The sequence below is a fragment of the Actinosynnema pretiosum genome (assembly GCF_002354875.1).
Classification (GTDB): Bacteria; Actinomycetota; Actinomycetes; order Mycobacteriales; family Pseudonocardiaceae; genus Actinosynnema; species Actinosynnema auranticum.
This window is the reverse complement of record NZ_CP023445.1, coordinates 1,000,164-1,022,394: the sequence shown is the minus strand read 5'-3', so window position 1 is coordinate 1,022,394 and position 22,231 is coordinate 1,000,164. Positions and strand designations below refer to the sequence as shown.

Here is a 22,231-nt window from a genome sequence, read left to right as displayed (position 1 = left end):
CACCCCCGTGGAGTTGCCAGATCTTCCGGTCCGAGCGGTGCTGCCCGAGCTGATCGAGACCCTGTCCGGGTGGGGCGCGGCCGTGCTGGTGGCCCCGCCGGGCACGGGCAAGACCACCCTGGTGCCGCTGGCGCTGGAGGGCCGGGTGGTGATCGCCGAGCCGCGCCGGATCGCCGCGCGGGCCGCGGCGGCGCGGATGGCCGCGCTGCTGGGCGAACCGGTGGGGGCCACGGTCGGGTACTCGGTGCGCGGCGACCGGAAGGTGTCGGGGTCGACCAGGATCGAGGTGGTCACCTCCGGGTTGCTGGTGCGCCGGTTGCAGCACGACCCGGAGCTGTCGGGCGTGGGCACGGTGGTGCTGGACGAGTGCCACGAGCGGCACCTGGACGCGGACCTGCTGCTCGCGCTGCTCCTGGACGCCCGCGCGGGGCTGCGCCCGGACCTGCGGCTGCTGGCGACGTCGGCGACGGTCGCGGCGGACCGCCTGGCGGAGCTGATGGGCGGCGTCCCGGTGCTGACCGCGCACGCCAGGACCCACCCGGTTGAGCTGCTGCACGTCCCGCCGCAGAAGGGCGAGCGGCCGGAGGCCCTGGTGGCCCGCGCGATGCGGCGGGCGGTCGCCGAGACGCCGGGGGACGTGCTGGTGTTCCTGCCGGGCGTGCCGGAGATCCGCCGGGTGGCGGCCCTGTTCCAGGGCGGCGACCTGCGCGTGGACGTCCTGCACGGCCGTTTGACGGCGGCTGAGCAGGACGCGGTGCTGCGGGTGGGGCGGGAGCAGCGGGTGCTGCTGTCGACGTCGATCGCCGAGTCGAGCCTGACCGTGCCGGGCGTGCGCGCCGTGGTGGACGCGGGCCTGTCGCGGGTGCCGAGGGTGGACCACCGCAGGGGGTTGGCGGGGCTGGCGACCGTGCGGGTGAGCGCGGCCGTGGCCGACCAGCGCGCGGGACGGGCCGGTCGGGAGGCGCCGGGGCGGGCGTACCGGTGCTGGCCGGAGCACGAGCAGTCCACCCTGCCGCGCTACCCGGAGCCGGAGATCCGCAGCGCGGACCTGACGTCGCTGGCGCTGGAGCTGGCGTGCTGGGGGACGCCGGACGGCGAGGGCCTGTCCTGGTGGGACGCGCCGCCGAGGGGTGCGCTGGAGGCGGCGAAGGCGGTGCTGGGGAACCTGGGGGCGCTGCGGGACGGCCGGGTGACCGGGCGCGGTGAGCGGATGTCCGCGCTGGGCCTGCACCCCCGGTTGGCGCGGGCGCTGCTGGACGGCGGCGAGCTGGCCGGGTCGAGGACGGCGGCCGAGGTGGTGGCGATCCTGGACGAGGACCGGGGCGCGGGCGAGGACATCACCGGTCGCAGCGCGGACCGGCGGGAGGTGGGCAGGCTGTCGAAGCTGATCCCCGCGACGTCCGGCAGCGGCGACCAGGCGCTGGTGGTGGCGCTGGCGCACCCGGAGCGCCTGGCCCGCAGGCGCGCGCCGGGCAGCCCGGTGTACCTGATGGCGGGCGGGACGGCGGCGGAGCTGCCGCAGGGCAGCCGGTTGGCGGACGCGGAGTGGCTGGCGATCGCGGTGGCGGACCGCGAGCCGGGGCGGATCCACGCGCGGATCAGGTTGGCGGCGCGGGCGGACGAGCAGCTGGCCGTGCAGGCGGCGCCCGCGCTGCTCGGGGAGCGGGAGGAGATCGCGTGGGACGGCGACGTGGTGGCGCGGCGGGTGCGCCACCTGGGTGCGATCCCGCTGTCCACCACCCAGCTGACCGACACCGCGCACCTCCAGCGGGCGCTGCGGGCGGGGTTGGCGGCGGAGGGGCTGGGGTTGCTGTCGTGGAGCCCTGCGGCAGTCCGAACCCGGCAGCGGTTGGCGTTCCTGCACGAGGTGCTGGGGGCGCCGTGGCCGGAGGTGACCGACGAGGCGCTGCTCCCGCTGGTGGACCTGGGCAACGCCCGCCGCAAGTCCGACCTGGCGAAGCTGAAAGCCGACCACGTGCTGCAGGCGGCGATGCCGTGGCCCGCGGCGGTGAAGTTCGACGACTTGGCCCCGGACCGCTTGGAAGTCCCGTCGGGTTCGAGGATCGCCGTCGACTACTCCACCACGCCGCCGACCTTGCCGGTGAAGGTGCAGGAGGTCTTCGGCTGGACCGAAACCCCGACCGTGGCGGGAATCCCCCTGGTCCTGCACCTGCTCACCCCGGCAGGCCGTCCGACGGCGGTGACGGGTGACCTGAAGTCGTTCTGGCAAACGGGCTATCCGCAGGTGAGAGCGGAACTGCGGGGTCGCTACCCCAAGCACCGCTGGCCCGAAGACCCGATGACGGCGCCGCCAGCTCGGCGCTGACGGGGCGCGTTACGAAACAAAAAGTTTTTAAGTCCGGGGAATCTACCAGGGGAAATGAGGGCGTTCAGCGGGCCAAAGAGTGACGTTGCGGTATCCACTAGGCTTGTTCTGCGGGCATACCCATGCCCGGCGGCCCAGGTGACACACCTGGGCTTTTCTGTTTCAGGGCCTCGTGTCATCGACACGGGGCCCTTTCACATGAGGAGATCCGATGCCGCCGATCACCGACACCGTCCCTCTGGTCATGGCGTTCAGCACGTGGTGCGTGGCAGCAGCGTGCTCCGCACGCACCGCTCAGACGGTCGCCATCGCGGCGATCAACCGCGCGAACCCCTGCGACCTCGCAGCCGTACTGGGAGCACTGCCCGGCGTCCTGCCGACGAGGAGCCGCGCGTGATGCTTTCCGACCCCACCGCGAGGGCAGCACTGCGCAACGATGACGACGTTCTCGGCTTAGCGCTCGCCCAGCTGAACGCCAACGACGCCGCCTTCTTGATCCTGCACCACTGCTTTAAGGTTCCCGTGGCAGCACTGACCAAGACCTGGGTGGCGAACGGTGTGCCACTGATCCCCGACTACGACTACCTGGGGCACGTCCACGGGATGTTGGACCACGCGCGCTTCAGCGTGGCCAGTTACCTCGAGGAGCAGGGCATCACCTGGGAAGACCTCGACTGGCAGTCCTCTGCGGCTGTTCGAGCGATCGGCGATCGCTACGGTGTGGACCGCTTGCTGCCCTGCGCCGACTGCGGGCAGGACAAGATCCCGATCATCGCCCCAGGTGGTCGCCCCCGCGAGTACTGCTCCAACGCGTGCAGGCAGTCGGCGTACCGAAAGCGCTTGTCCACTCCCCACTCAGACCTCAACGCCCCCGAGCGAGGAATGCTGCCCTGCTTCGCGGGGATGGAGCGACAAATCCCCTTCAGGATGCGCATGGCCCTCGTCGCCCTGGTGAGCTCTGGCACAGTAGGCGCAGAACGCCTGCTGTTGCCGCCAGTGGACAGCAGCCAACCCCATGAGGGCGGGTTCGAAAAGCGCTGGTCAAGAGCCAGTCCGATGACGTGGGCCGCACGCGCAGCCGCAGCCTACTGGTTTCGCCGAGGAGTGTGGGACTTCTCGGTGCACCAGAGCCACCCATCGGAGTTCAAGCCTCACCACATCAGCTTGACCTGTCGCTACCTGGACCAGTCACCTGGGTTCTTCGAGCGGTACGGCGGCATCGAGTGGTTGGAGATCCCCCGACCCCGAGCCGCAGGCCCGGTCACCGCCCTGCGCATCACGACCCGCAACTAGCGGCCCCCGGAACGACGAATGGCGAGTGCTCGAAGAGTTCGAGCACTCGCCATCCACCGAGTGGAGGTGCCGGGAATCGAACCCGGGTCCTCTGCCGGCTCATCAAGGCTTCTCCGTGCGCAGTCCGCTATGCCTCTGCTCGGCCCCGACGATCACGCGGACAAGACGTCGTGACAGGCCCAGTCACTGTGGGTGTCCCAACCGCTCCCCGTGACCGGGAACGGAGGTGAAGCCTCCTAGCTGATGCCGGCGACCGGAGCGGAGGCTCCTCCGGGCCGACAGCGTTGCTCCTAGCCTCAGGCGGCGAGGGCGAACGCGCGCTGGTCGTTAGACTTGGCGCTTATTGGTTTGCGATGACGCTTGCGGTGGTCTCTCGCCTGCACCGGCACGCTTCCCTTGAATCGACGCACAAAGTCGAAACCGTTCACCCCCTGGTCGGGTACCTGACTCCACCATCATAACGCCCCGCGCCACCGATTTCATTCCCCGTGCCCCGGTGGGGCTGCCCCTACCGGAAGGCGGCGGTGCGCCTCATGGTTCCGGCTGGTCGGAGGGGGCAGGCTGGGGTGGGCGGAGCACGAGGACGGGGAGCTGATGACGGCGCGGGTGAGACCGGTCGCTGGGCGGGCCGCGGGGTACTTCCTGCTGGCCCCGGTCACCGGAGTGGTGTGGTGCCTGCTGCTGGTGCCGCTGACCCTGCTGGGCCTGGCCACGGCGCCGGTGCTGGTCGGGCTGCCGCTGCTGGCGCTCGCGATGGTGCTGGCGCGCGCCAGCGGGGGTTCGGAGCGCGGGCTGGCCAGGGTCGCGCTCGGGGTTGATGTTCACCCGCCCGCGCCGCGGGTTCGCCCGTCCGGGCGGTTCGGGTGGGTCTGGGGGCCGGTGCGGGACGCCGCCGCGTGGCGGGCGCTGCTGTACCAGCTGCTGGTGCTCGTGCCGCGCGTCGTGCAGTTCGCCGTGCTGCTGGCGGCGTCGGTGGCGGCGGTGGTGCTGATCGCGCTGCCGCTCGCCACGCTCTGGCTGCCGTTCGCGATCGCGGTGGACCTGGGCGGCGGCCGGGAGTGGCTGATCGACTCCTGGTACTCGGGGCTGCCCGCCGCGCTGCTGGGCGGGCTGCTGTGGCTGGCCCTGCTGCACGGCCTGCGCACGGCCGCGCGCTGGCAGGGCTGGCTGGTGCGGGTGATGCTGGGCCCGTCGCGGACGGCGGAGCTGACCGCCGAGGCGCAGCGGCTGCACGCGAGCCGGGCGCGCGGGGTGGAGGCCGCCGAGGCCGAGCGCAGGCGCATCGAGCGGGACCTGCACGACGGCGCGCAGCAGCGGCTGGTGTCGGTGGCGATGAGCCTCGGCCGGGCCAAGAGCAAGCTGGGCAGCGACCCGGAGGCGGTGCGGGCGCTGATCGACGAGGCGCACGCGGACGCGAAGCTGGCGATCTCGGAGCTCCGCGACCTCGCGCGCGGCATCTACCCGTCGGTGCTCGGCGACCGCGGCCTGGACGCCGCGCTGTCCTCCCTGGCGGCCCGCTGCCCGGTGCCGGTGGAGGTGTCGGTGAAGGTGGAGCCGCGCCCGCCGACCGCGGTCGAGAGCACCGCCTACTTCACCGTCGCCGAGGCGCTCACGAACATCACCAAGCACTCCGGCGCCACGCGCGCGCGGGTCGCGGTGTCGCGCACCGGGACGTCCGTGGTGGTGGAGGTCGTGGACAACGGGCGCGGCGGCGCCTCGGTGCGCCAGGGGGGCGGCCTGGCGGGACTGGCCGACCGGGCTGCGACGATCGACGGCGTCGTCACCGTGGTGAGCCCGGTCGGCGGCCCCACATCGATCAGGACGGAGCTGCCGTGCGCGTGGTGATCGCCGAGGATTCGGTGCTGCTGAGGACGGGGGTGCAGCGGCTGCTGGAGGACGAGGGCATCGAGGTCGTCGCGGCGGTGGAGGACGGGGTGGCGCTGCTGGACGCCGTGCGCGAGCACCGGCCGGACCTGGCGCTGGTGGACGTGCGGATGCCGCCGACGTTCACCGACGAGGGCCTGCGCGCGGCGATCGAGGCCCGCAGGCTGGTCCCAGGGCTGCCGGTGCTGGTGCTGTCGCAGTACGTCGAGGAGCGCTACGCCGTGGACCTGCTGGTGGGCGGCGCGAGCGGGGTCGGCTACCTGCTCAAGGAGCGGGTGGCGGACGTGGCCGAGTTCGTGGCGTCGGTGCGCCGGGTCGCGGAGGGCGGCACGAGCATCGACCACGAGGTGATCACCCAGCTGATGGCGCGCAGCAAGCGCGACCCGCTGGACTCGCTCACGCCGAGGGAGCGGGAGGTGCTGGGCCTGATGGCGCAGGGCCTGTCGAACACCGCGATCGCGGCGGAGATGACCGTGTCGGACGGCGCGGTGGAGAAGCACGTCGGCAACATCTTCAGCAAGCTGGGCCTGGAGCCGAGCACCGCCGAGCACCGGCGGGTGCGGGCCGTGCTCACCTACCTCGGCCGGGCCTGAGACGACGAGAAGCGCCCCCGGAGGAGTCCGGGGGCGCTTCGGCGTGCCTGTGCGGAGGGGGTCGGGGACGGCTAGTACCGGCCGCCCTTGCCCTTGAGCGCCCGGCCGTGGGCCTTGGCGATCTCCCGCTGCGCGTCGCGCTTGGCCAGGTCCTGCCGCTTGTCGTAGGACTTCTTGCCCTTCGCCAGCGCCAGCTCGACCTTGACGTAGCCGTCCTTGAAGTACATCGACAGCGGGATGAGCGACAGGCCGCTCTCCTTCGTCTTGCCGATGAGCTTCTCGATCTCCTGGCGGTGCAGCAGCAGCTTGCGCTTGCGGCGCACCTCGTGGTTGGTCCACGTCCCCGCGACGTACTCGGGGATGTGCAGCGCGTGCAGCCAGACCTCGCCGTCGTCGACCTGCCCGAAGGCGTCGACCAGCGACGCCCTGCCCATGCGCAGGCTCTTGACCTCCGTGCCGACGAGCACGACGCCGGCTTCGTAGGTGTCGAGGATGGTGTAGTCGTGCCGAGCCTTGCGGTTCGACGCGATCACCTTCTGACCGCGTTCCTTGACCATGCTGAAGACCTTACGCGAGCGGGCCAGCGGTTATAGGCGCACGTACAACCGGAGGGTGACGTAGCCGGTGAGCGCCGAGATCAGCACGGACACGCCGAGCAGGATCGGCGAGATGACCATGATGTCGAGCATCCCGAGCTGCGGCAGGATGCCGGAGGTGAACAGGTCGCCGAGCACCGAGTCGAGCGCGGTGACCTTGAACAGCATCAGGCAGGCGACGCCGAGCACGGCGCCGATGATGCCGGCGACCACGGCCTCGATGAGGAACGGCAGCTGCGTGTACCAGCGCGTCGCGCCCACCAGCCGCATGATCCCCACCTCCGTCCGGCGGGTGAACGCCGACACCTGGATGGTGTTGGAGATCAGCAGCAGGGCGGCGAACGCCTGGAGCGCGGCGAGCCCGAGGGCGCCGTCGCGCACGCCGTTGAGGACGTCGAACAGCCTGGACAGGAACTCGCCCTGGTCGCTGACCGACTTGACGCCCGCCTCGCCGCTGAACGCCTTGACGATCACGTCGGCGCGCTCGGGGTCCTCCAGCTTGACGCGGAAGGTCGCGGGGATGGCCTCGGGGCGGGCGAGCTTCACCAGCTCGGGCTGCGCCTCGAAGATCGTCTTGAACCGCTCGTAGCCCTGCTCGCGGTTCTCGTACACCACGGACTCGACCCCGGAGGTGCCCTCCAGCTTGGTGCGGAGTCCGGCGCACGGGTCCTGCGCGCAGTCCTTGTCGTTGGCGCTGACGTCGTTGGTCATCATGACCGCGACTTCCAGCTTGCCCTGGTAGTTCGCCTGCATCTTGTCGACCATGCGGACGACGAGCAGACCCATACCGAGCAGGAACAGGGAGATCGCGGTCGTGAGGATCATCGCGATCGTCATCGTGACGTTCCGGCGCAGGCCGGTGACGACCTCGCTGAACACGAAGCTGGTACGCATCGGGGGGAACGTTCCTCAGGGTCGGGGTTGGGTGGAGGTCAGCGGCCCACGCCGTAGACGCCCCGCTTGTCGTCGCGGACGATGTGGCCGTGGTCCAGTTCGACCACGCGGCGGCGCATCGAGTCGACGATCGAGTGGTCGTGGGTGGCCATCAGCACCGTCGTCCCGGTGCGGTTGATGCGCTCCAGCAGCAGCATGATGTCGTGGCTGGTGTCGGGGTCCAGGTTTCCCGTGGGCTCGTCGGCCAGCAGCATCAGCGGCCGGTTGACGAACGCGCGCGCGATGGCCACGCGCTGCTGCTCGCCGCCGGACAGCTCGTGCGGCATCCGGTCGGCCTTGCCGTCCAGGCCCACCAGCTGCAGGACCTCGGGGACGACCTTGACGATGGTGTTGCGCGGCTTCCCGATGACCTCCAGCGCGAACGCGACGTTCTCCGCCACGGTCTTGTTGGTCAGCAGCCGGAAGTCCTGGAAGACGCAGCCGATCGACTGGCGCAGGCGGGGGACCCTGCGCCGGGCCATCTTGGCGACGTCGAAGTTGGAGACGTAAACGCGCCCCTTGCTCGGCACCTCTTCCCGCAGCAGCAAGCGCAGGAAAGTCGATTTGCCGGACCCGGAAGCCCCGATGAGAAAGACGAACTCACCTTTGTCCACCTCGACTGAAACGTTGTCGAGCGCGGGGCGCGTTGAGGTCTTGTAGACCTTGGACACGTGTTCGAGGCGAATCACGGGGGGAGTCTACAAGCGGCACAGGTAACGGTCACGTATCGGCCCACCCCTGTACGGAGGGTGATCCCGCCGGTGATCAGCGGCGGCACGCTGGGTGACCGCGACCGGCGCCGTTACCCGATCATGACCCGGACGTGGTCCAGCGCACGCCCCGGACACGGCGACGGACACGCCCCCGGACACGGCGACGGCGGGCGGGCGCGGGGCCCGCCCGCCGTCGCGGGGTCACTGCGATCAGGCGGTCTGCCGCTGCTTGCGCCAGCGGATGCCCGCCTCCAGGAAGTCGTCGATCTCGCCGTCGAGCACGGCGGACGGGTTGCCGACCTCGTGCTCGGTGCGCAGGTCCTTCACCATCTGGTACGGGTGCAGCACGTAGGAGCGCATCTGGTTGCCCCAGCTGGAACCGCTGTCCTTGAGAGCGTCCATCTTGGCCTGCTCCTCCTGGCGCTGGCGCTCCAGCAGCTTCGCCTGCAGGACGGCCATCGCGGTCGCCTTGTTCTGCAGCTGCGAGCGCTCGTTCTGGCAGGACACCACGATCCCGGTCGGGATGTGCGTCAGGCGCACGGCCGAGTCGGTGGTGTTGACGCCCTGCCCGCCGGGACCGGAGGAGCGGTAGACGTCGACGCGCAGCTCCTTCTCGTCGATCTCGACGTGGTCGGTCTGCTCGACCACCGGCACGACCTCGACGCCCGCGAACGAGGTCTGGCGGCGGCCCTGGTTGTCGAACGGCGAGATGCGCACCAGCCGGTGCGTGCCCTGCTCGACGCTGAGGGTGCCGTACGCGTAGGGCGCGGTGACGCGGAAGGTGGCGGACTTGATGCCCGCCTCCTCGGCGTAGGAGGTGTCGAAGACGTCGACCGCGTAGTTGTGGCGCTCGGCCCAGCGCGAGTACATGCGCAGCAGCATCTCGGCGAAGTCCGCGGCGTCGACGCCACCGGCCTCGGCGCGCACCGTGACCAGCGCGTCACGGGCGTCGTACTCGCCGGAGAGCAGGGTCCGGACCTCCAGGGAGGAGATCTCCTCGCGGAGCTTGGCCCGCTCGGCGTCCGCCTCGGCGGCGCTGCCCTCGTCGCCCTCGTCCTCGGCCAGCTCGTAGAGCACGCCGAGGTCGTCCAGCCTGCCGCGCAGCGCGGTCACGCGGCGCAGCTCGCCCTGCTTGTGGGAGAGCTGGCTGGTGACGCGCTGCGCCTTCTCCTGGTCGTCCCACAGGTCGGGGCGGGCCGCCTGCTGCTCCAGCTCCGCGACCTGAGCGCGCAGAGCGTCGAGGTCCATCACCGCCTCGATGCTGGCGAGCGTCGCGGAGAGGTCCTTGATGTCTGCCTCGACGTCCAAGTTCACGGCAGAAGGTTACGCCAGCGCCGGTCGCGCAGCGCGACCGGATTGCGCGCGCACGACCGGTGGGGACGGCTCAACCGGTGGGAATGGCGTCCAGGAGCTTGAGGACGGCCTTGGCGTGGGCCAGGGCGAACTCGGCGACGGCCTTGGAGTAGGCGTCCTCCGCGGTCTTCACGGCGGCCCTGGCGGCCTCCTGGTCGGCGCCGTAGGTCGCGCGGGCGGTGTCCACCAGGCCCTGGCGCTGCTTGGGCGTCAGGGACCCCGCGTGCACCATGCGCAGGATCAGGGGGCTGCGCAGGTGGTCCGGGCCGGGTTCGGTGAGCAGCCAGTTCTTGAAGGCCTTCTTGCCCGCCGCGGTCAGCACGTACTGCTGGCTGGAGCGGGGGCCCTGCTTGCCGAGGCGCAGCAGGCCCGCCTCCGCCAGCGCGGGGAGCTCGCGGTACACCTGGCTGCGGGTGACGCTGAAGAACGCGCCGAAGCGCTCTCCCGCTTCCGCAACGAGCTGGCCGCCGGTCTTGGGTCCGTCGTGCAGCAGACCCAGGAGGGCCGCTGCCGTCGCGTTGAGGTCCGACACAACGTCAACCGTGCCACGACCACGGGCAGGTGTCCACAATGGTCAGCCGTTCTGTCCACTGTGGCTGATCACGGGCTAGCGGCGTTGGGCCATGCGGAGCAAGGACAAGCTCCGCAGAGTGACCAGCGGGCGGCGGTGATCCACCCTTTCGGCCGCTTGATCGAGATTGTCCACGCGGAGTGGAAAGCTTTGGGGCGCAAGGCAATCGCCATCACGAGGAATCCTCAAGATCGTTGGCGACCGGTCCGGGTGATCACCCGAACGGCAGCGTCCGGACACGGCCCACTCACCGGCTGCATCGGTGCGACCGGGGTCCCCCGACCGCCGTTAGCACAACCCGGTGATCCCCGCTCCGCACACTGGCGGACCAGCCCTCCGGTGGGACCATTACCGCAGGTGTGCCCGTGGGTCGGGTGCAGGCCGTTCGGCGCGAGGAGGGTGACAGCTGTGGGCTTCAAGTGGGCTGGAACTAGCACCAAGGTCGTCCGCAATGCCCGTGCGTGGGCCAGCGGCACCGGACCTGACCAGGGGGCCAAGGACGAGTGCATGGTGTGCGGGAAGCAGATCCGCAGGCACCGCACCGTCAGCGGCGAGGGGCGCGTCTGCTCGCTGACCTGCGCCCAGTACTGGGCGGAGAACATGTCCTGAGCAGGCGCGCGGGCCCCAGACGGCGGAAAGGCCCGGTGCGCTGTGCGCACCGGGCCTTTCGCGTGGTAGCGGGGACAGGATTTGAACCTGCGACCTCTGGGTTATGAGCCCAGCGAGCTACCGAGCTGCTCCACCCCGCGTCGGTAAGGTGAACTCTACGCAGGAACGGGGACGAAGGCAAATCGCCTCCCCGACCGGCGGCGCCGCGCCGGAAATCCCCGCCGGACGCCCCGCCCGACGCACGCCGGCGTGGCACGACCTGCGGCGACGCGCGCACCCGCCGGGGGCGGCGGCCGATCGGCCGGAAATGCGAAAAATCCCCCCACCGGAGTCCGGTGAGAGGATTTCCCTCTTTGTAGCGGGGACAGGATTTGAACCTGCGACCTCTGGGTTATGAGCCCAGCGAGCTACCGAGCTGCTCCACCCCGCGTCGGTAAGGTGAACTCTACGCAGGAACGGGAGCGAAGGCAAATCACTTCCCCGACCGGCGGCGCCACGCCGGAAATCCCTGCTCACCGCCCGGCGCACTCCCGGAAAACCACCGCGAAAAGCCCGATCCCCGATTGTGATGCGGACCACACGGGAGGCCGGGCGGGCGGCCCAGGTCTCCGGGAAAACGAAAAAACCTCCCGCCGGAGATCCGGCAGGAGGTTTTCCCTCTTTGTAGCGGGGACAGGATTTGAACCTGCGACCTCTGGGTTATGAGCCCAGCGAGCTACCGAGCTGCTCCACCCCGCGTCGGTAAGGTGAACTCTACGCGGAAGGTGGCGGCAAAGGCAAATCGGGCGCCCCCGCCGTGGCGGGGACACCCGATTCCGCTGGTCGGAGCCGGTTCAGGCTCAGTTCGTCGGCGTCGGCGAGGAGGTCACCGAGGACGACGGGGTGGACGGGGCCGCCTTGCTCGCCTCGTCGAACTTCCGGCTTGCCTCGTCCAGCGCCTTGAGCGCGTTGCCCTGCGCGGCGAAGTCACCGCTGGCCTGGGCCGACTTGAGCTGGTCGAGCGCGCTGCGGATGTCCCTGGCCGCCTGCTGCATCTCCGGCGTGTACGCCTGGTTGCCGTTGTTGGCGTTCGGCGTCGACGGGGTGCTGGAGTTCGACGGCGGCTGGCCGCTGTTCCCGTTGGACGGGTCGGGGACCTCCTGGGCGGCGCCCGACAGCACCTGGTCCAGCGCCTCGCCGAGCGTGGACGCGTAGCCCACCTTGTCGCCGAAGCTCACCAGCACCTTGGACAGCTGCGGGTACTGCGTGTTCTGGCTGGCCCGCTCGATGTAGACCGGTTCCACGTACAGCAGGCCGCCCCCGACCGGCAGGGTCAGCAGGTTGCCGTAGACCACCTTCGTCTTCTGCTGGGTCAGCAGGTTCAGCTCGGAGCTGACCGTGGCCGAGGTGAGGAACTGGGTCTGGATCTGCTGCGGGCCCTTGGCCTCGTTGTTGAGCGTCAACACGCTCATCTTCCCGTAGTTGTCCGGGTCGGACCGGACGGTCACGTACGAGGCCATGAACTCGCGGTTCTGCCGCACCAGCGAGCTGGTCAGCTGGAAGCTCACCTTGTTCGGGTCGCCGGTCGGGTCACCGGCCACCACGTAGAACGGCGGCTGCTGGTCGCGCGGCTGCTGGTTGCTGCTCTGCTGCTGCTCGACCGTGGTGGCGTTGTCGACCGTCGGGTCGGACGGCACGCCCCAGAACGAGACGCCCGAGTAGAAGTCGCGCGGCTCGGACACGTGGTAGCGGGTCAGCGTGTCCCGCTGGACCTTGAACAGGTCCTCGGGGTAGCGCAGGTGCTCCAGCAGCGACTGGGACATCTCGCCCTTGGCCTTGACCGAGCCGGGGAAGACGCCCATCCAGGTCTTCAGGACCGGGTCGCTCTCGTCCATCGCGTACAGGGTCACCGTGCCGTCGTAGGCGTCGACGGTGGCCTTGACCGAGTTGCGGATGTAGCTGATCTCGCGGTTCGGCTGCTGCGCCACGCCCGGCAGCGAGTCGTTGGTGGCGTCGCCCAGCGCGGTCTTGCGCGCGTACGGGTAGTTGTCGAGCGTGGTGTACCCGTCCACGATCCAGGTGATCTTGCCGTCGACGACCGCGGGGTACGGGTCGCTGTCGACGGTCAGCCACGGGGCGACGTCCTCGACGCGGTCGCGCGGGTGCCGGTTGAAGATGATCCGCGAGTCCTCGCCGACCGCCGAGTTGAACAGGATGTTCCGCTCGCCGTAGTAGGCGGCGAAGACCAGCTTGTTGAAGATGCCGCCGATCCGCACACCGCCCTGGCCGGTGTAGGTGTACTGGGTGCGGTCGGTGTCGTACTCGCTCGGCGCGCCCTCGCCGCGACCGCCGACGATCGCGTAGTCGGTGCTGGTGCCCAGCTCGCCGTAGTAGGTGCGCGGCTGCTCGACCCCGAACCGGCTGGGCGTGACCTCGCCCTGCTGGTTGACCTCGGCCACCTCGAACACCGGGTAGCCGCCGTTGCCGCCGTTGCCGTTCGCGTCGGCGGGCGAGTTCACCTTGCTGGCCTCGGCGAACACCATGCCGTTGCCGTGGGTGTAGATGAGGTGCTGGTTGATCCAGTCGCGCTGGCCCTGCGGGATGCCGCTGGTGTTCAGCTCGCGGACCGCGACGATGTAGTCCTGGATCTCCTCGTCGACCTTGTACCGGTCGACGTCGAGCTTCTCCGGGAACGCGTAGAACGGCCGCAGCTGCTGGAACTGGGTGAAGGTCTTGGAGATGACCGCCGGGTCGAGCAGGCGGATGTTGCCGAGGGTGGCCTTGTCGGACTTCAGCTCGTCGAGGGAGACGTTCTGCTTGCCCTCGTACGGCTTGGTCTCGACCTTGTCGTCGGTGAGCCCGAAGGCCTCCTTGGTGGCCGCGATGTTGCGGCTGATCGACTCGGCCTCCTTCTCGATGGCGTTGGGGCGCACCGAGAACTGCTCCAGCACGGCGGGCCAGGCGGCGCCGACGAGCACGCTGGACAGCACCAGCAGCACGGTCGCGATCGCCGGGAGCTGGAGGTTGCGCATGACCGCGCCCGCGAAGAACGCCACGGCGCAGAAGACCGCGATGAACAGCAGGATCAGCTTGGCGGGCAGCACCGCGTTGAGGTCGGTGTAGGTGGCGCCGTCGAACTTGTCGTTCCGGTCCGAGAACAGCAGCTGGTACCGGTCGAGGAAGTAGGCCACCGCCTTGAGCAGCACGAAGACGCCCGCGACGACGGCGAGGTGGACCCTGGCCGCGGCGGAGAGCTGGCCGCCGCGACCGGCGAGCCGGATGCCGCCGAACAGGTAGTGCGCGACCACCGCGCCCGCGAACGCGATCGCCGTGGCGATGAACAGCCAGGACAGCAGCCAGGTGTAGAAGGGCAGCTTGAAGGCGTAGAAGCCGATGTCCATGCCGAACTCGGCGTCGGTGCTGCCGAACGGCGTGGCGTTCAGGAAGAGCTGGAACTCCTGCCAGTACGCCTGGGCCGAGGTGCCCGCGACGACGCCGACCACGACCGGGATGGCGATGGCGAACAGGCGCAGCCGCCCGGACACCACCGACCGGTAGCGGGCGACGGGGTCGTCGGGTCCGGCGACGGGGACGAAGACGGGGCGGGTCCGGTAGGCGACGACCAGGCTGACCGCGAGGAGTCCGCCGACCAGCAGCCCGACGCCCGCGAAGAGGCCGAACTGGGTGAGCAGGACCGTCGTGAAGACGTTGCGGAAGCCGACTTCGCCGAACCAGAGCCATTCGACGTAGGTGCCCAGCAGCCTTGAGCCGGTGATCAGACCGACCAGGACCACCGCGCCGATGATGAGGAGGATCCGGCTGCGACGGGACAGCCTGGGCAGTCCGACCGGGGGCCGTGTGGCCACGTGGCACACTCCTGGGTATCGCGGGTTGTGGCGTTGCGTACGTTCTGTCCAACTCTACGGAGGTGGCGCGGGGTTCCCCGTTCGGTCGACCGATTGGGCGGATGCGACCATGGCTGGCGTGCCTGCCAGTGAAACCCCGCCCGTGGTCCTGCCCGCAGTAGCCCGTGAGGTGGAGGAGTTCGTCTCCACCGGGGGCTGGAACCAGCCGGTGCAGCTGTTCGCCCTGGTCAGTACGGCCGCGCTGCTCGCGCAGCAGCCGGAGCTCGCCGGGCAGCTGGACCCGGCGTCCTCGCCGCTGACCCCGATCGCCCAGGACTCGCTGCCCGACTCGGAGCTGGACCGGGCGCTGGCGGGCATCGAGTGGCCGGACGTGGTGTCCGGGTGCGCGATCGCCCAGGAGATCGTGGTGCTGCCGCCCGCCGCCGAGGAGCAGCTGTCCGCGGAGAACCTGGACGACGAGGCCGCGAAGCGGTTCGCCGCCGAGCACCCGGACCGCAAGGAGGCCCGGCTGGTCGCCGCGGTGCTGCGGGACGGGACTACCGCGTGCGTGCTGCGGCTGCGCGGCACGACCGAGGCCCCGGAGGAGGTCGTCGAGCACCCGGAGCTGGCCCCGAACCTGACGAGCGCGCTGCTGGCGACGCTGCGCCCCTGAGACCCGCGCGCGAAGGCCCCCGGTCGACGGTCGACCGGGGGCCTTCGCGCGAGCTCGGGTCAGCAGCCGGGCGTGTCGCCGCCCTTGGCCAGCGCCTCCAGCGAGGTCACGGCGTCCTGCAGGTTCTTGACCCGGATCAGCCTGAGCCCGTCGGGGGCGTTCTGCCTGGCCTCCTCGCAGTTGCCGTCGGGCACCAGGAACGCCTCGGCGCCGCCCTCGCGCGCGGCGACCATCTTGAACGGGATGCCGCCGATGCGGCCGACCTCGCCGGTCTGGGTGATCTCGCCGGTGCCCGCGACGTGCTTGCCGCCGTTGAGCTCGCCGGGGGTCAGCTTGTCCACGATGGACAGCGCGAACATCAGGCCCGCGGAGGGGCCGCCGACGTCGGACAGGCTGATGGTGACGTCGAACGGGACGTCGGCGCGGTCGGCGGGGACCATGCCGAGGAAGCCGGTCTCGCGGTCCCCGGCCTGGGCGAGGGTGACGCGGGCGGTCTTGCGCTCGCCGTCGCGCAGGACGACGAGGTCGACCTGGTCGCCGGGCTTGGTGGACTCCAGCGCGGGCCGCACCTGGTCGGCGGCGGTGATCTGCCTGCCGTTGACCTCGACGAGCTGGTCGTCGGGCTGGAGGGCGGCGTCGGCCGGGGTGCCCTTGGTGATCTCGGCGACGAGGACCTTCTTGGGGTAGCCGAGGTAGCTGAGCGCCGCGACCTCGGCGCTGCTCTGCGAGTCCTCGAACGCGCGGGTGTTCTCGTCGCGGACCTGCTGCTCGGACTCGCCGGGGCGGAAGAACTCCTCGCGCGGGGCGAGCGCGTACCGGCCGCTGAGCCAGAGGCCGAGCGCGCCGAACAGGGACACGTCGTCGGTGAGCGAGACCGTGGTCATGGTGAGCGTGCCGCCGGTCGGGAACGTCTCCTGCCCGTCGACGGACACGACCTGGCGGCCACCCGCCTCGCCGAGGGTGTCGTAGGTGGGGCCGGGGCCCAGCGCGACGTACGGGACGCGGGCGAAACCGCCGAGCAGGCCGAGCGCGAGCACGAGCACGAGGCTGATCACGAGCGTCCACGTGCGCCTGGTCAGGCCGGTCCGGCGCGGGGGCAGCGGGGCGCCGGGCGCCGGTGGCGGCGGTGGCGGCGCTGGGGCCTCCTCGACCGGCGGGCGGTCGGCTTGGAGGGTCTCCTCGGGCGCGCTGTCGTGTCCGGTGTCGCTGCGCTCGCTCACCGCCCCAGCGTACGGGCACCGCGCTCGCCCTCCGCGAACCGGCACCGCGCGGCACGCCGGGCCCGCGTACCGTGGTGGTATGAGTGACCTGCCCTTCGGGTTCAGCCCGCAGGACCCGGATGACCGAGGCCGCAAACCCGAGGACCAGGGGGGCGCGGGCAACCCCTTCGACTTCAACCAGCTCGGCGCGATGCTCAGCCAGCTCGGCGCGATGTTCAGCAACGCGAGCAGCGCGCAGGGGCCGGTGAACTACGACCTGGCCAAGCAGATCGCCTTCCAGCAGCTCGCGGGCAAGGGCGGTTCGGTCGGGTTCGGACCCGACCAGGGCAGCGCCGTGTCCGACGCGGTGCACCTGGCCGAGATGTGGCTGGACCCGGCGACGGCGCTGCCGTCGGCGAGCCGCGTGGTGCAGAGCTGGACCGCGCGCGAGTGGGTCGAGCGCACCCTGCCGACGTGGCAGCGGTTGTGCGACCCGGTGGCGCAGCGCGTGTCCGGCGCGTGGGTCGAGGCGATGCCCGAGGAGGCGAAGCAGGCCGCGGGGCCGCTGCTGTCCATGCTCGGGCAGATGGGCGGGATGGCGTTCGGCTCGCAGCTGGGCGGCGCGCTGGCGCAGCTCGGCTCCGAGGTGCTGACCTCGTCCGAGGTGGGGCTGCCGCTGGGGCCCGAGGGCACGGCGGCGCTGCTGCCCGCGAACATCGAGAAGTTCACCGAGGGCCTGGAGCGGCCCTCCAGCGAGGTGCTGGTCTTCCTCGCCACCCGCGAGGCGGCGCACCAGCGGCTGTTCAGCCACGTCCCGTGGCTGCGGCAGCGGCTGCTGGACACGGTGGAGGAGTTCGCCAAGGGCATCACCGTCGACACCTCCGCGCTGGAGCAGCTGGCGGGCCAGGTCGACCCGGCCAACCCGGCGAGCTTCGAGGAGGCGATGAAGTCCGGGATGCTGGAGCCGCAGACCACCGAGGAGCAGAAGGCCGCGCTGGCGCGCCTGGAGACGCTGCTCGCGCTGGTCGAGGGCTGGGTGGACGTGGTGGTCGCCGAGGCCGTGGGCGAGCGGCTGCCCGGTGCGGAGGCGCTGCGCGAGACGCTGCGGCGCAGGCGCGCGTCCGGTGGTCCGGCGGAGCAGACGTTCGCGACGCTGGTGGGGTTGGAGCTGCGGCCCCGGCGGCTGCGCTCGGCGGCGGCGCTGTGGAAGCTCGTGGGCGACCAGCACGGGCTGGAGGCGCGCGACTCGCTGTGGGAGCACCCGGACCTGGTGCCGACGGCGGCGGACCTGGACGACCCGATGGAGTTCGCGGAGCGGTTCGGGAGGACGCGGGCCGCGCTGGAGAACCCGATGGAGGAGCTGGAGCGCGCGATGCGCGAGGAGCCCGGCGAGGGCGCTTCCGGCGCAGGCGCGCAGGACTCCGGCCCGAAGGACTCCGACTCGAAGGACTCCGGGCCCTCCGAGCCCGAGGACGGCGCCTCGGGTTCGGGCGGGCGCGGCGAGTAGGGGTCAGTCCTCCTCGGTGATCCCGAGGCCGGCGGCGGCGGACAGGCCTTCCAGGTAGCCCATCGCCCGCTCGGACCTCGGGTACCGGTGCACCAGTTCCCAGAAGTCCTTGCCGTGCCCCGGCACGTGCAGGTGGGCAAGCTCGTGCACCAGGACGTAGTCGAGCACCCACGGGGGCACGTCGCGCAGGCGTTCGCTGATGCGGATCGTGCCCTCGCTGGGGGTGCACGACGCCCAGCGCGTGCGCATGGGCGGGACCCAGCGCACGCTCGTCGGTTCCAGGCCGTCCAGGTAGCGGCCTGCCAGCTCGGCGCAGCGGTTGGCCAGTGCCGCGTCGGACACCCGCGTGGGTGACCGGCGCTTGGTCTCGCTGCGCTGGAGGCGGCTGAGCATCTCCGCCACCCAGTGCTTCTCCTCGGTCTTGCTCATGCGTGCGGGCAGCAGGACGACGACCGTGTCCCCCTCGCGGTACGCGCTCACCATTCGGCGGCGCCGGGCGCTGCGCCGCACCTCCACCTGCGGTTCGGGCATGGCGTTCACGGTAAGCCCACGGACCGACAATTCGCGGCGGCCAAGCGGCGGTGCGTCCCGGCGCGGCCGATCGAATTACCCCGAAAGGCGGCTGGACACGCGGGGCTTGACGTGCGCGGACGAGGGGCGTCGCAGGTAGCGTGCTGCCCACCCCCGAGTGTGGCGCAGATCGCCCGCACTCTCGAAGCAAGGGAGGAAGCCGTGGCCGAGAGCTACAACGGCTACTGCGTCAAGTGCCGGGAGAAGCGCGACTTCACGGGTGAGGTCAGCGAGAGCAACAACCGCCGGATGGCCAAGGGCAAGTGCCCGGTGTGCGGCACCACGGTGACCAGGATCCTCGGCAAGGCGCAGGTCTGATCGCCGGGTGGCCGGGTCGGGAGGGTCCCGGCCACCCGGCTGCCCGGCGCCGCTCTCCCCCGGTCCGGCTTTCGGCCTGCGGTGACTCCCGGTTCGGCGTCAAGTCGCCCGATCGTGGCCTGTGGATGGTCCGGTCGCCTGTGGAGAGAGGTTTTCGCGCAGGTCAGCGGGCCGGGCAGGCTCGTGGCATGACCGCTCCGCGCACCACCGTCCCGCCCGTGGCCCCACCCGTGACCGCCCCGCCCGTGGCCGTCCCGCCGGTGGCCGTCCCGCACCGCCCCCGCGTGCTTCCGGGGCTGCCGGTGCTCCGCCGCACCGCCGACGTGCTCCAGATCGGCGCCGACCCCAGGCACGGGGTGGTGCTGGGGGAGGTCGGGCGGGGCCTGTTCGACGTGCTGCTCGACCTGCGGGGCGAGCGCACCACGGCCGAGCTGGGCGAGCGGTTGGTCCCGAGCGGGGAGCGCGAGGACCTGCTGGACGTGCTGGGCGCGCTGGCCGGGCGGGGGCTGGTGGAGGAGGCCGTCCCGCACCGGCACGAGCGGCTGGTCCCGGAGGCGACGACGTGGGCGCTGCGCAGGCGTCGGCCCGCGGCGGGGCTGGCGGAGGCCCGCGCCGGGCGGGCGGTGGTGGTCAGGGGCGACGGGCGGTTGGCGGTGGCGGTCGCGTCGCTGCTGGCCGCCGCCGGGGTGGGGCGGGTGCAGGTGGTGGCGCGGGGCGTCGTGGCGGCGGGGGACGTCGGCGGCGGGTACCGGGCGGCGGACGTGGGCAGGCCGCGCGGCGAGGCGGCGTGGGAGGCGGTGCGGCGGGCGGAGCCCTCGGTGCGCGGCGGGGTGGTGACCGGGCGGCCGGACCTGGTGGTGCTGGCCGACGCGCTGGTGCCGCCGCCGGAGGTGCTGCACGCGCTGCTGCTGGAGGGCACGCCGCACCTGGTGGCGCGGGCCCGCGAGGGGCTGGGGCTGGTGGGGCCGCTGGTGGTGCCGGGCCGGTCGAGCTGCGTGCGGTGCGGCGACCTGCGCAAGGCCGAGGAGGACGGGGACTGGCCGGACCTGCTGGCGCAGCTGGTGGACCGGCCGCAGCTCGCCGACCTGGCCACGACGGAGGCGACGGCGGGGGTGGCGGCGGCGCAGGCGCTGCTCGCGCTGGACGAGGAGGAGCTGACCTCGGGCCGCCCGCCGACGTGGGACCACGTGCTGGAGGTCGACGCGTACGGGGGCGCGCTGACGCGGGTGCCCGCCCCACCGCATCCGCGCTGCTATTGCCACACCAGGACCCCGGACGGGCGCGGGCCGTTCGGGGGTCCCGAGTGACACCCGCCGGGGCGCGTCCGTCCGGAGCGCGCGTGGTCCGTGAGGTGGCGTTTCCCCGGCCGCCGCCCACCGGAGGGGCGCGCCCGTCCGGGGGAACCGAACGAAGATCATTCCGCGTGGCCGGGACCGCTCCCCGCCGCCGGGCGGGCAGTCCACGCGAGGCGGGCGGGCAGTCCACCTGAGGCGGGTGGCGAGTCCACGCGAGCGGGGTGGCGGTCCACCTGCGGGGGCCGCTCGCGATGACCGCCGCCGGTGACCGCTGCCGGACGCCGCGGCCGGACACCGCCGCCGGATGCCGCGGCCGGGTGCGCCACCCCGCCGCCCGCCGGCCCCCGTCTCCCGCACGCCCCACCACTCCCCTTCCCCGGAGGTTCTCGCGGCCCTCTTCCCCGCCACTTTCGACCCTTCCGCCGCATTCGCCCGATCTCGCGCACCACCCTGCGCGCACACCGCCCCCACCTGCGCTTTCCCCTCCCCCACCCCCTATCTGGCGGCGCGCGGTCGCGGACTTTCCCGGTGCCTCACACTCCCCCTGTGTAGGTTTTGCGGTGGGCGCGCAACACGGCGCACCGCAGACCGGCCAGGGAGAGAGTCACCCGGTGAGCGAGATCCCGCGCAAGGCCGTGCAACGCACCGCCAAGCTGGCCAGCCTCCCGATCGGGGTGGCGGGCCGCGTGGTGGGTGGCTGGGGGAAGCGGCTCGCGGGCCGCAGTTCCGAGGACGTCAACGCCGAGGTGTCCGCGAAGACCGCCGAGCAGCTGTTCGCCGTGCTGGGGCAGCTCAAGGGCGGGGCGATGAAGTTCGGCCAGGCGCTGAGCGTGTTCGAGGCCGCCGTGCCCGACGAGCTGGCCGCCCCGTACCGCGAGGCGCTGACGAAGCTCCAGTCCGCGGCGCCGCCGATGCCCGAGCGCACCGTGCACCGGGTGCTCGCCGAGCAGCTGGGCGCGTCCTGGGCGAAGCGGTTCGCGGAGTTCGACGACGCCCCCACGGCGTCGGCCAGCATCGGCCAGGTGCACCGCGCGGTGTGGCACGACGGCCGCGAGGTGGCCGTGAAGGTGCAGTACCCCGGCGCGGACGAGGCGCTGCGCGCGGACCTGCGCCAGCTGATGCGCTTCAGCAGGCTCATGCAGGCGATCGTCCCCGGCGCGGAGGTCAAGCCGCTGCTGGAGGAGCTGCGCGACCGCATGGTCGAGGAGCTGGACTACCGCACCGAGGCCGACAACCAGCGCGTGTTCGCCAAGGCGTTCGACGGCGACGACGAGGTGCTGGTGCCCAAGGTGGTGGCCAGCTCGCCGAAGGTGATGGTCAGCGAGTGGACCGAGGGGACCCCGCTCTCGCGGATCATCCTGGAGGGCGAGCGCGAGGAGCGGGACCTGGCGGGCACGCTGCTGTCCCGGTTCCACTTCTCCGCGCCGAGCCGCTCCGGCCTGCTGCACGCCGACCCGCACCCCGGCAACTTCATGCTGGGCGCGGACGGCAGGTTGCGGGTGCTGGACTTCGGCGCCGTGGCCAGGCTGCCCGAGGGGTTGCCGCGCACGCTCGGCGAGCTGACCAGGTTGGCGCTGGAGAACCGGCCGGAGGACCTGCTGGGGGTGCTGCGCCGCGAGCACTTCGTGCGGCCGGGCACGACGCTGCCCGGTGAGGAGATCCAGGCGTTCCTCGGCCCGTTCGTGGAGCCGCTGCGCGAGGAGGTCTTCCACTTCACCCGCACGTGGCTGCGCGGTCAGGCCGAGCGGGTGGCGGACCTGCGCAACCCGGACTCGCAGACGGGCCGCTCGCTGAACCTGCCGCCGCAGTACCTGCTGATCCACCGGGTGACGCTGGGCGCGACGGGCATCCTGTGCCAGCTGGACGCCGAGGTCCCGGCGAGGGCGATCGTCGCGCGCTGGCAGCCCGGTTTCGCGGACTGACCCAGCACCTCTCCGCTCTTCCCACAACCGCTTGTCCACAGCCCGACCACTT

The 22,231-nt window shown here is 71.7% G+C and carries 17 protein-coding genes, 3 tRNA genes and 1 other RNA gene; 9 read left to right on the top strand and 12 right to left on the bottom strand.

Annotated features, from left to right (window positions below; genetic code table 11):
• The first annotated feature begins 7 nt into the window (after window positions 1-7).
• Window positions 8-2,326 carry an ATP-dependent helicase HrpB gene (gene hrpB / locus CNX65_RS04690; protein WP_096491659.1) on the top strand — a complete coding sequence of 773 codons (2,319 nt, stop codon included), beginning with the start codon at window positions 8-10 and terminating at the stop codon, window positions 2,324-2,326.
• Window positions 2,327-2,719: 393 nt separating this feature from the next.
• The gene (locus CNX65_RS04680) at window positions 2,720-3,619 is read left to right on the top strand and encodes a hypothetical protein (protein WP_096491657.1); all 900 of its coding nucleotides are present in this window, start codon (window positions 2,720-2,722) and stop codon (window positions 3,617-3,619) included.
• 58 nt (window positions 3,620-3,677) lie between these two features.
• On the opposite strand, the gene ssrA is transcribed toward CNX65_RS04680, so the two are convergent.
• Window positions 3,678-4,051: a transfer-messenger RNA gene (ssrA, locus tag CNX65_RS04675) on the bottom strand.
• 162 nt (window positions 4,052-4,213) lie between these two features.
• Here ssrA and CNX65_RS04670 point away from each other — a divergent pair.
• Window positions 4,214-5,464, top strand: coding sequence for a sensor histidine kinase (locus tag CNX65_RS04670; RefSeq protein ID WP_096491656.1), 1,251 nt, complete (start codon window positions 4,214-4,216; stop codon window positions 5,462-5,464).
• Window positions 5,452-6,096: a response regulator transcription factor gene (locus CNX65_RS04665; RefSeq protein WP_177154518.1), complete on the top strand. Its 645-nt coding sequence runs from the start codon at window positions 5,452-5,454 to the stop codon at window positions 6,094-6,096. Before CNX65_RS04670 ends, CNX65_RS04665 begins: the two co-directional genes overlap by 13 nt.
• Window positions 6,097-6,167: 71 nt before the next feature.
• Here the strand turns inward: CNX65_RS04665 and smpB are convergent, their stop codons facing one another.
• The 9 genes from smpB to CNX65_RS04615 all read right to left on the bottom strand — a co-directional run bounded on the left by smpB (window position 6,168) and on the right by CNX65_RS04615 (window position 14,716).
• Window positions 6,168-6,653: an SsrA-binding protein SmpB gene (gene smpB / locus CNX65_RS04660; RefSeq protein WP_012783568.1), complete on the bottom strand. Its 486-nt coding sequence runs from the start codon at window positions 6,651-6,653 to the stop codon at window positions 6,168-6,170.
• A gap of 30 nt (window positions 6,654-6,683) precedes the next feature.
• Window positions 6,684-7,586, bottom strand: a complete 903-nt coding sequence (ftsX, locus tag CNX65_RS04655; protein WP_096491655.1) for a permease-like cell division protein FtsX — start codon at window positions 7,584-7,586, stop codon at window positions 6,684-6,686.
• Window positions 7,587-7,624: 38 nt separating this feature from the next.
• A complete protein-coding gene (gene ftsE / locus CNX65_RS04650) occupies window positions 7,625-8,314 on the bottom strand; it encodes a cell division ATP-binding protein FtsE (protein ID WP_012783566.1) in 690 nt (229 codons plus the stop codon).
• Between the two features lie 234 nt (window positions 8,315-8,548).
• A complete protein-coding gene (prfB, locus tag CNX65_RS04645; RefSeq protein ID WP_096491654.1) occupies window positions 8,549-9,652 on the bottom strand; it encodes a peptide chain release factor 2 in 1,104 nt (367 codons plus the stop codon).
• 70 nt (window positions 9,653-9,722) lie between these two features.
• The gene (locus CNX65_RS04640; protein WP_012783564.1) at window positions 9,723-10,223 is read right to left on the bottom strand and encodes a PadR family transcriptional regulator; all 501 of its coding nucleotides are present in this window, start codon (window positions 10,221-10,223) and stop codon (window positions 9,723-9,725) included.
• Between the two features lie 711 nt (window positions 10,224-10,934).
• Window positions 10,935-11,011: transfer RNA gene (locus CNX65_RS04630), tRNA-Met, on the bottom strand.
• A 216-nt stretch (window positions 11,012-11,227) separates the two neighbouring features.
• A tRNA-Met gene (locus CNX65_RS04625) sits at window positions 11,228-11,301 on the bottom strand.
• 234 nt (window positions 11,302-11,535) lie between these two features.
• A tRNA-Met gene (locus CNX65_RS04620) sits at window positions 11,536-11,609 on the bottom strand.
• Window positions 11,610-11,710: 101 nt separating this feature from the next.
• The gene (locus tag CNX65_RS04615) at window positions 11,711-14,716 is read right to left on the bottom strand and encodes a UPF0182 family protein (RefSeq protein WP_096491653.1); all 3,006 of its coding nucleotides are present in this window, start codon (window positions 14,714-14,716) and stop codon (window positions 11,711-11,713) included.
• A 109-nt stretch (window positions 14,717-14,825) separates the two neighbouring features.
• Here CNX65_RS04615 and CNX65_RS04610 point away from each other — a divergent pair, with 109 nt between their 5' ends.
• Window positions 14,826-15,368, top strand: coding sequence for a PPA1309 family protein (locus CNX65_RS04610; RefSeq protein WP_096491652.1), 543 nt, complete (start codon window positions 14,826-14,828; stop codon window positions 15,366-15,368).
• 59 nt (window positions 15,369-15,427) lie between these two features.
• Here CNX65_RS04610 and CNX65_RS04605 read toward each other — a convergent pair whose 3' ends face one another.
• Window positions 15,428-16,588 carry a YlbL family protein gene (locus CNX65_RS04605; protein WP_096491651.1) on the bottom strand — a complete coding sequence of 387 codons (1,161 nt, stop codon included), beginning with the start codon at window positions 16,586-16,588 and terminating at the stop codon, window positions 15,428-15,430.
• A gap of 79 nt (window positions 16,589-16,667) precedes the next feature.
• On the opposite strand from CNX65_RS04605, the gene CNX65_RS04600 reads away from it, so the two are divergent.
• Window positions 16,668-18,074, top strand: coding sequence for a zinc-dependent metalloprotease (locus tag CNX65_RS04600; RefSeq protein WP_096491650.1), 1,407 nt, complete (start codon window positions 16,668-16,670; stop codon window positions 18,072-18,074).
• A 3-nt stretch (window positions 18,075-18,077) separates the two neighbouring features.
• On the opposite strand, the gene CNX65_RS04595 is transcribed toward CNX65_RS04600, so the two are convergent.
• Window positions 18,078-18,605, bottom strand: a complete 528-nt coding sequence (locus CNX65_RS04595) for a M48 metallopeptidase family protein (protein WP_012783558.1) — start codon at window positions 18,603-18,605, stop codon at window positions 18,078-18,080.
• 201 nt (window positions 18,606-18,806) lie between these two features.
• Here CNX65_RS04595 and CNX65_RS35970 point away from each other — a divergent pair, with 201 nt between their 5' ends.
• The 3 genes from CNX65_RS35970 to CNX65_RS04585 all read left to right on the top strand — a co-directional run bounded on the left by CNX65_RS35970 (window position 18,807) and on the right by CNX65_RS04585 (window position 22,179).
• Window positions 18,807-18,962, top strand: a complete 156-nt coding sequence (locus CNX65_RS35970) for a DUF5679 domain-containing protein (RefSeq protein ID WP_012783557.1) — start codon at window positions 18,807-18,809, stop codon at window positions 18,960-18,962.
• 188 nt (window positions 18,963-19,150) lie between these two features.
• The gene (locus CNX65_RS04590) at window positions 19,151-20,269 is read left to right on the top strand and encodes a TOMM precursor leader peptide-binding protein (protein WP_232519700.1); all 1,119 of its coding nucleotides are present in this window, start codon (window positions 19,151-19,153) and stop codon (window positions 20,267-20,269) included.
• Window positions 20,270-20,868: 599 nt separating this feature from the next.
• Complete coding sequence (locus CNX65_RS04585; RefSeq protein ID WP_096491649.1) at window positions 20,869-22,179, top strand: ABC1 kinase family protein; 1,311 nt, start codon at window positions 20,869-20,871, stop codon at window positions 22,177-22,179.
• Window positions 22,180-22,231 lie beyond the last annotated feature (52 nt).

What these genes read in the sequence shown, in the direction of transcription:
- CNX65_RS04600 (WP_096491650.1), top strand. Translation starts at nt 16,668, where the DNA reads ATGAGTGACCTGCCCTTCGGGTTCAGCCCGCAGGACCCGGATGACCGA.
- ftsX (WP_096491655.1), bottom strand. Translation starts at nt 7,586, where the DNA reads ATGCGTACCAGCTTCGTGTTCAGCGAGGTCGTCACCGGCCTGCGCCGG.
- CNX65_RS04595 (WP_012783558.1), bottom strand. Translation starts at nt 18,605, where the DNA reads ATGCCCGAACCGCAGGTGGAGGTGCGGCGCAGCGCCCGGCGCCGCCGA.
- CNX65_RS04670 (WP_096491656.1), top strand. Translation starts at nt 4,214, where the DNA reads ATGACGGCGCGGGTGAGACCGGTCGCTGGGCGGGCCGCGGGGTACTTC.
- CNX65_RS04590 (WP_232519700.1), top strand. Translation starts at nt 19,151, where the DNA reads ATGACCGCTCCGCGCACCACCGTCCCGCCCGTGGCCCCACCCGTGACC.
- smpB (WP_012783568.1), bottom strand. Translation starts at nt 6,653, where the DNA reads ATGGTCAAGGAACGCGGTCAGAAGGTGATCGCGTCGAACCGCAAGGCT.
- CNX65_RS04610 (WP_096491652.1), top strand. Translation starts at nt 14,826, where the DNA reads ATGGCTGGCGTGCCTGCCAGTGAAACCCCGCCCGTGGTCCTGCCCGCA.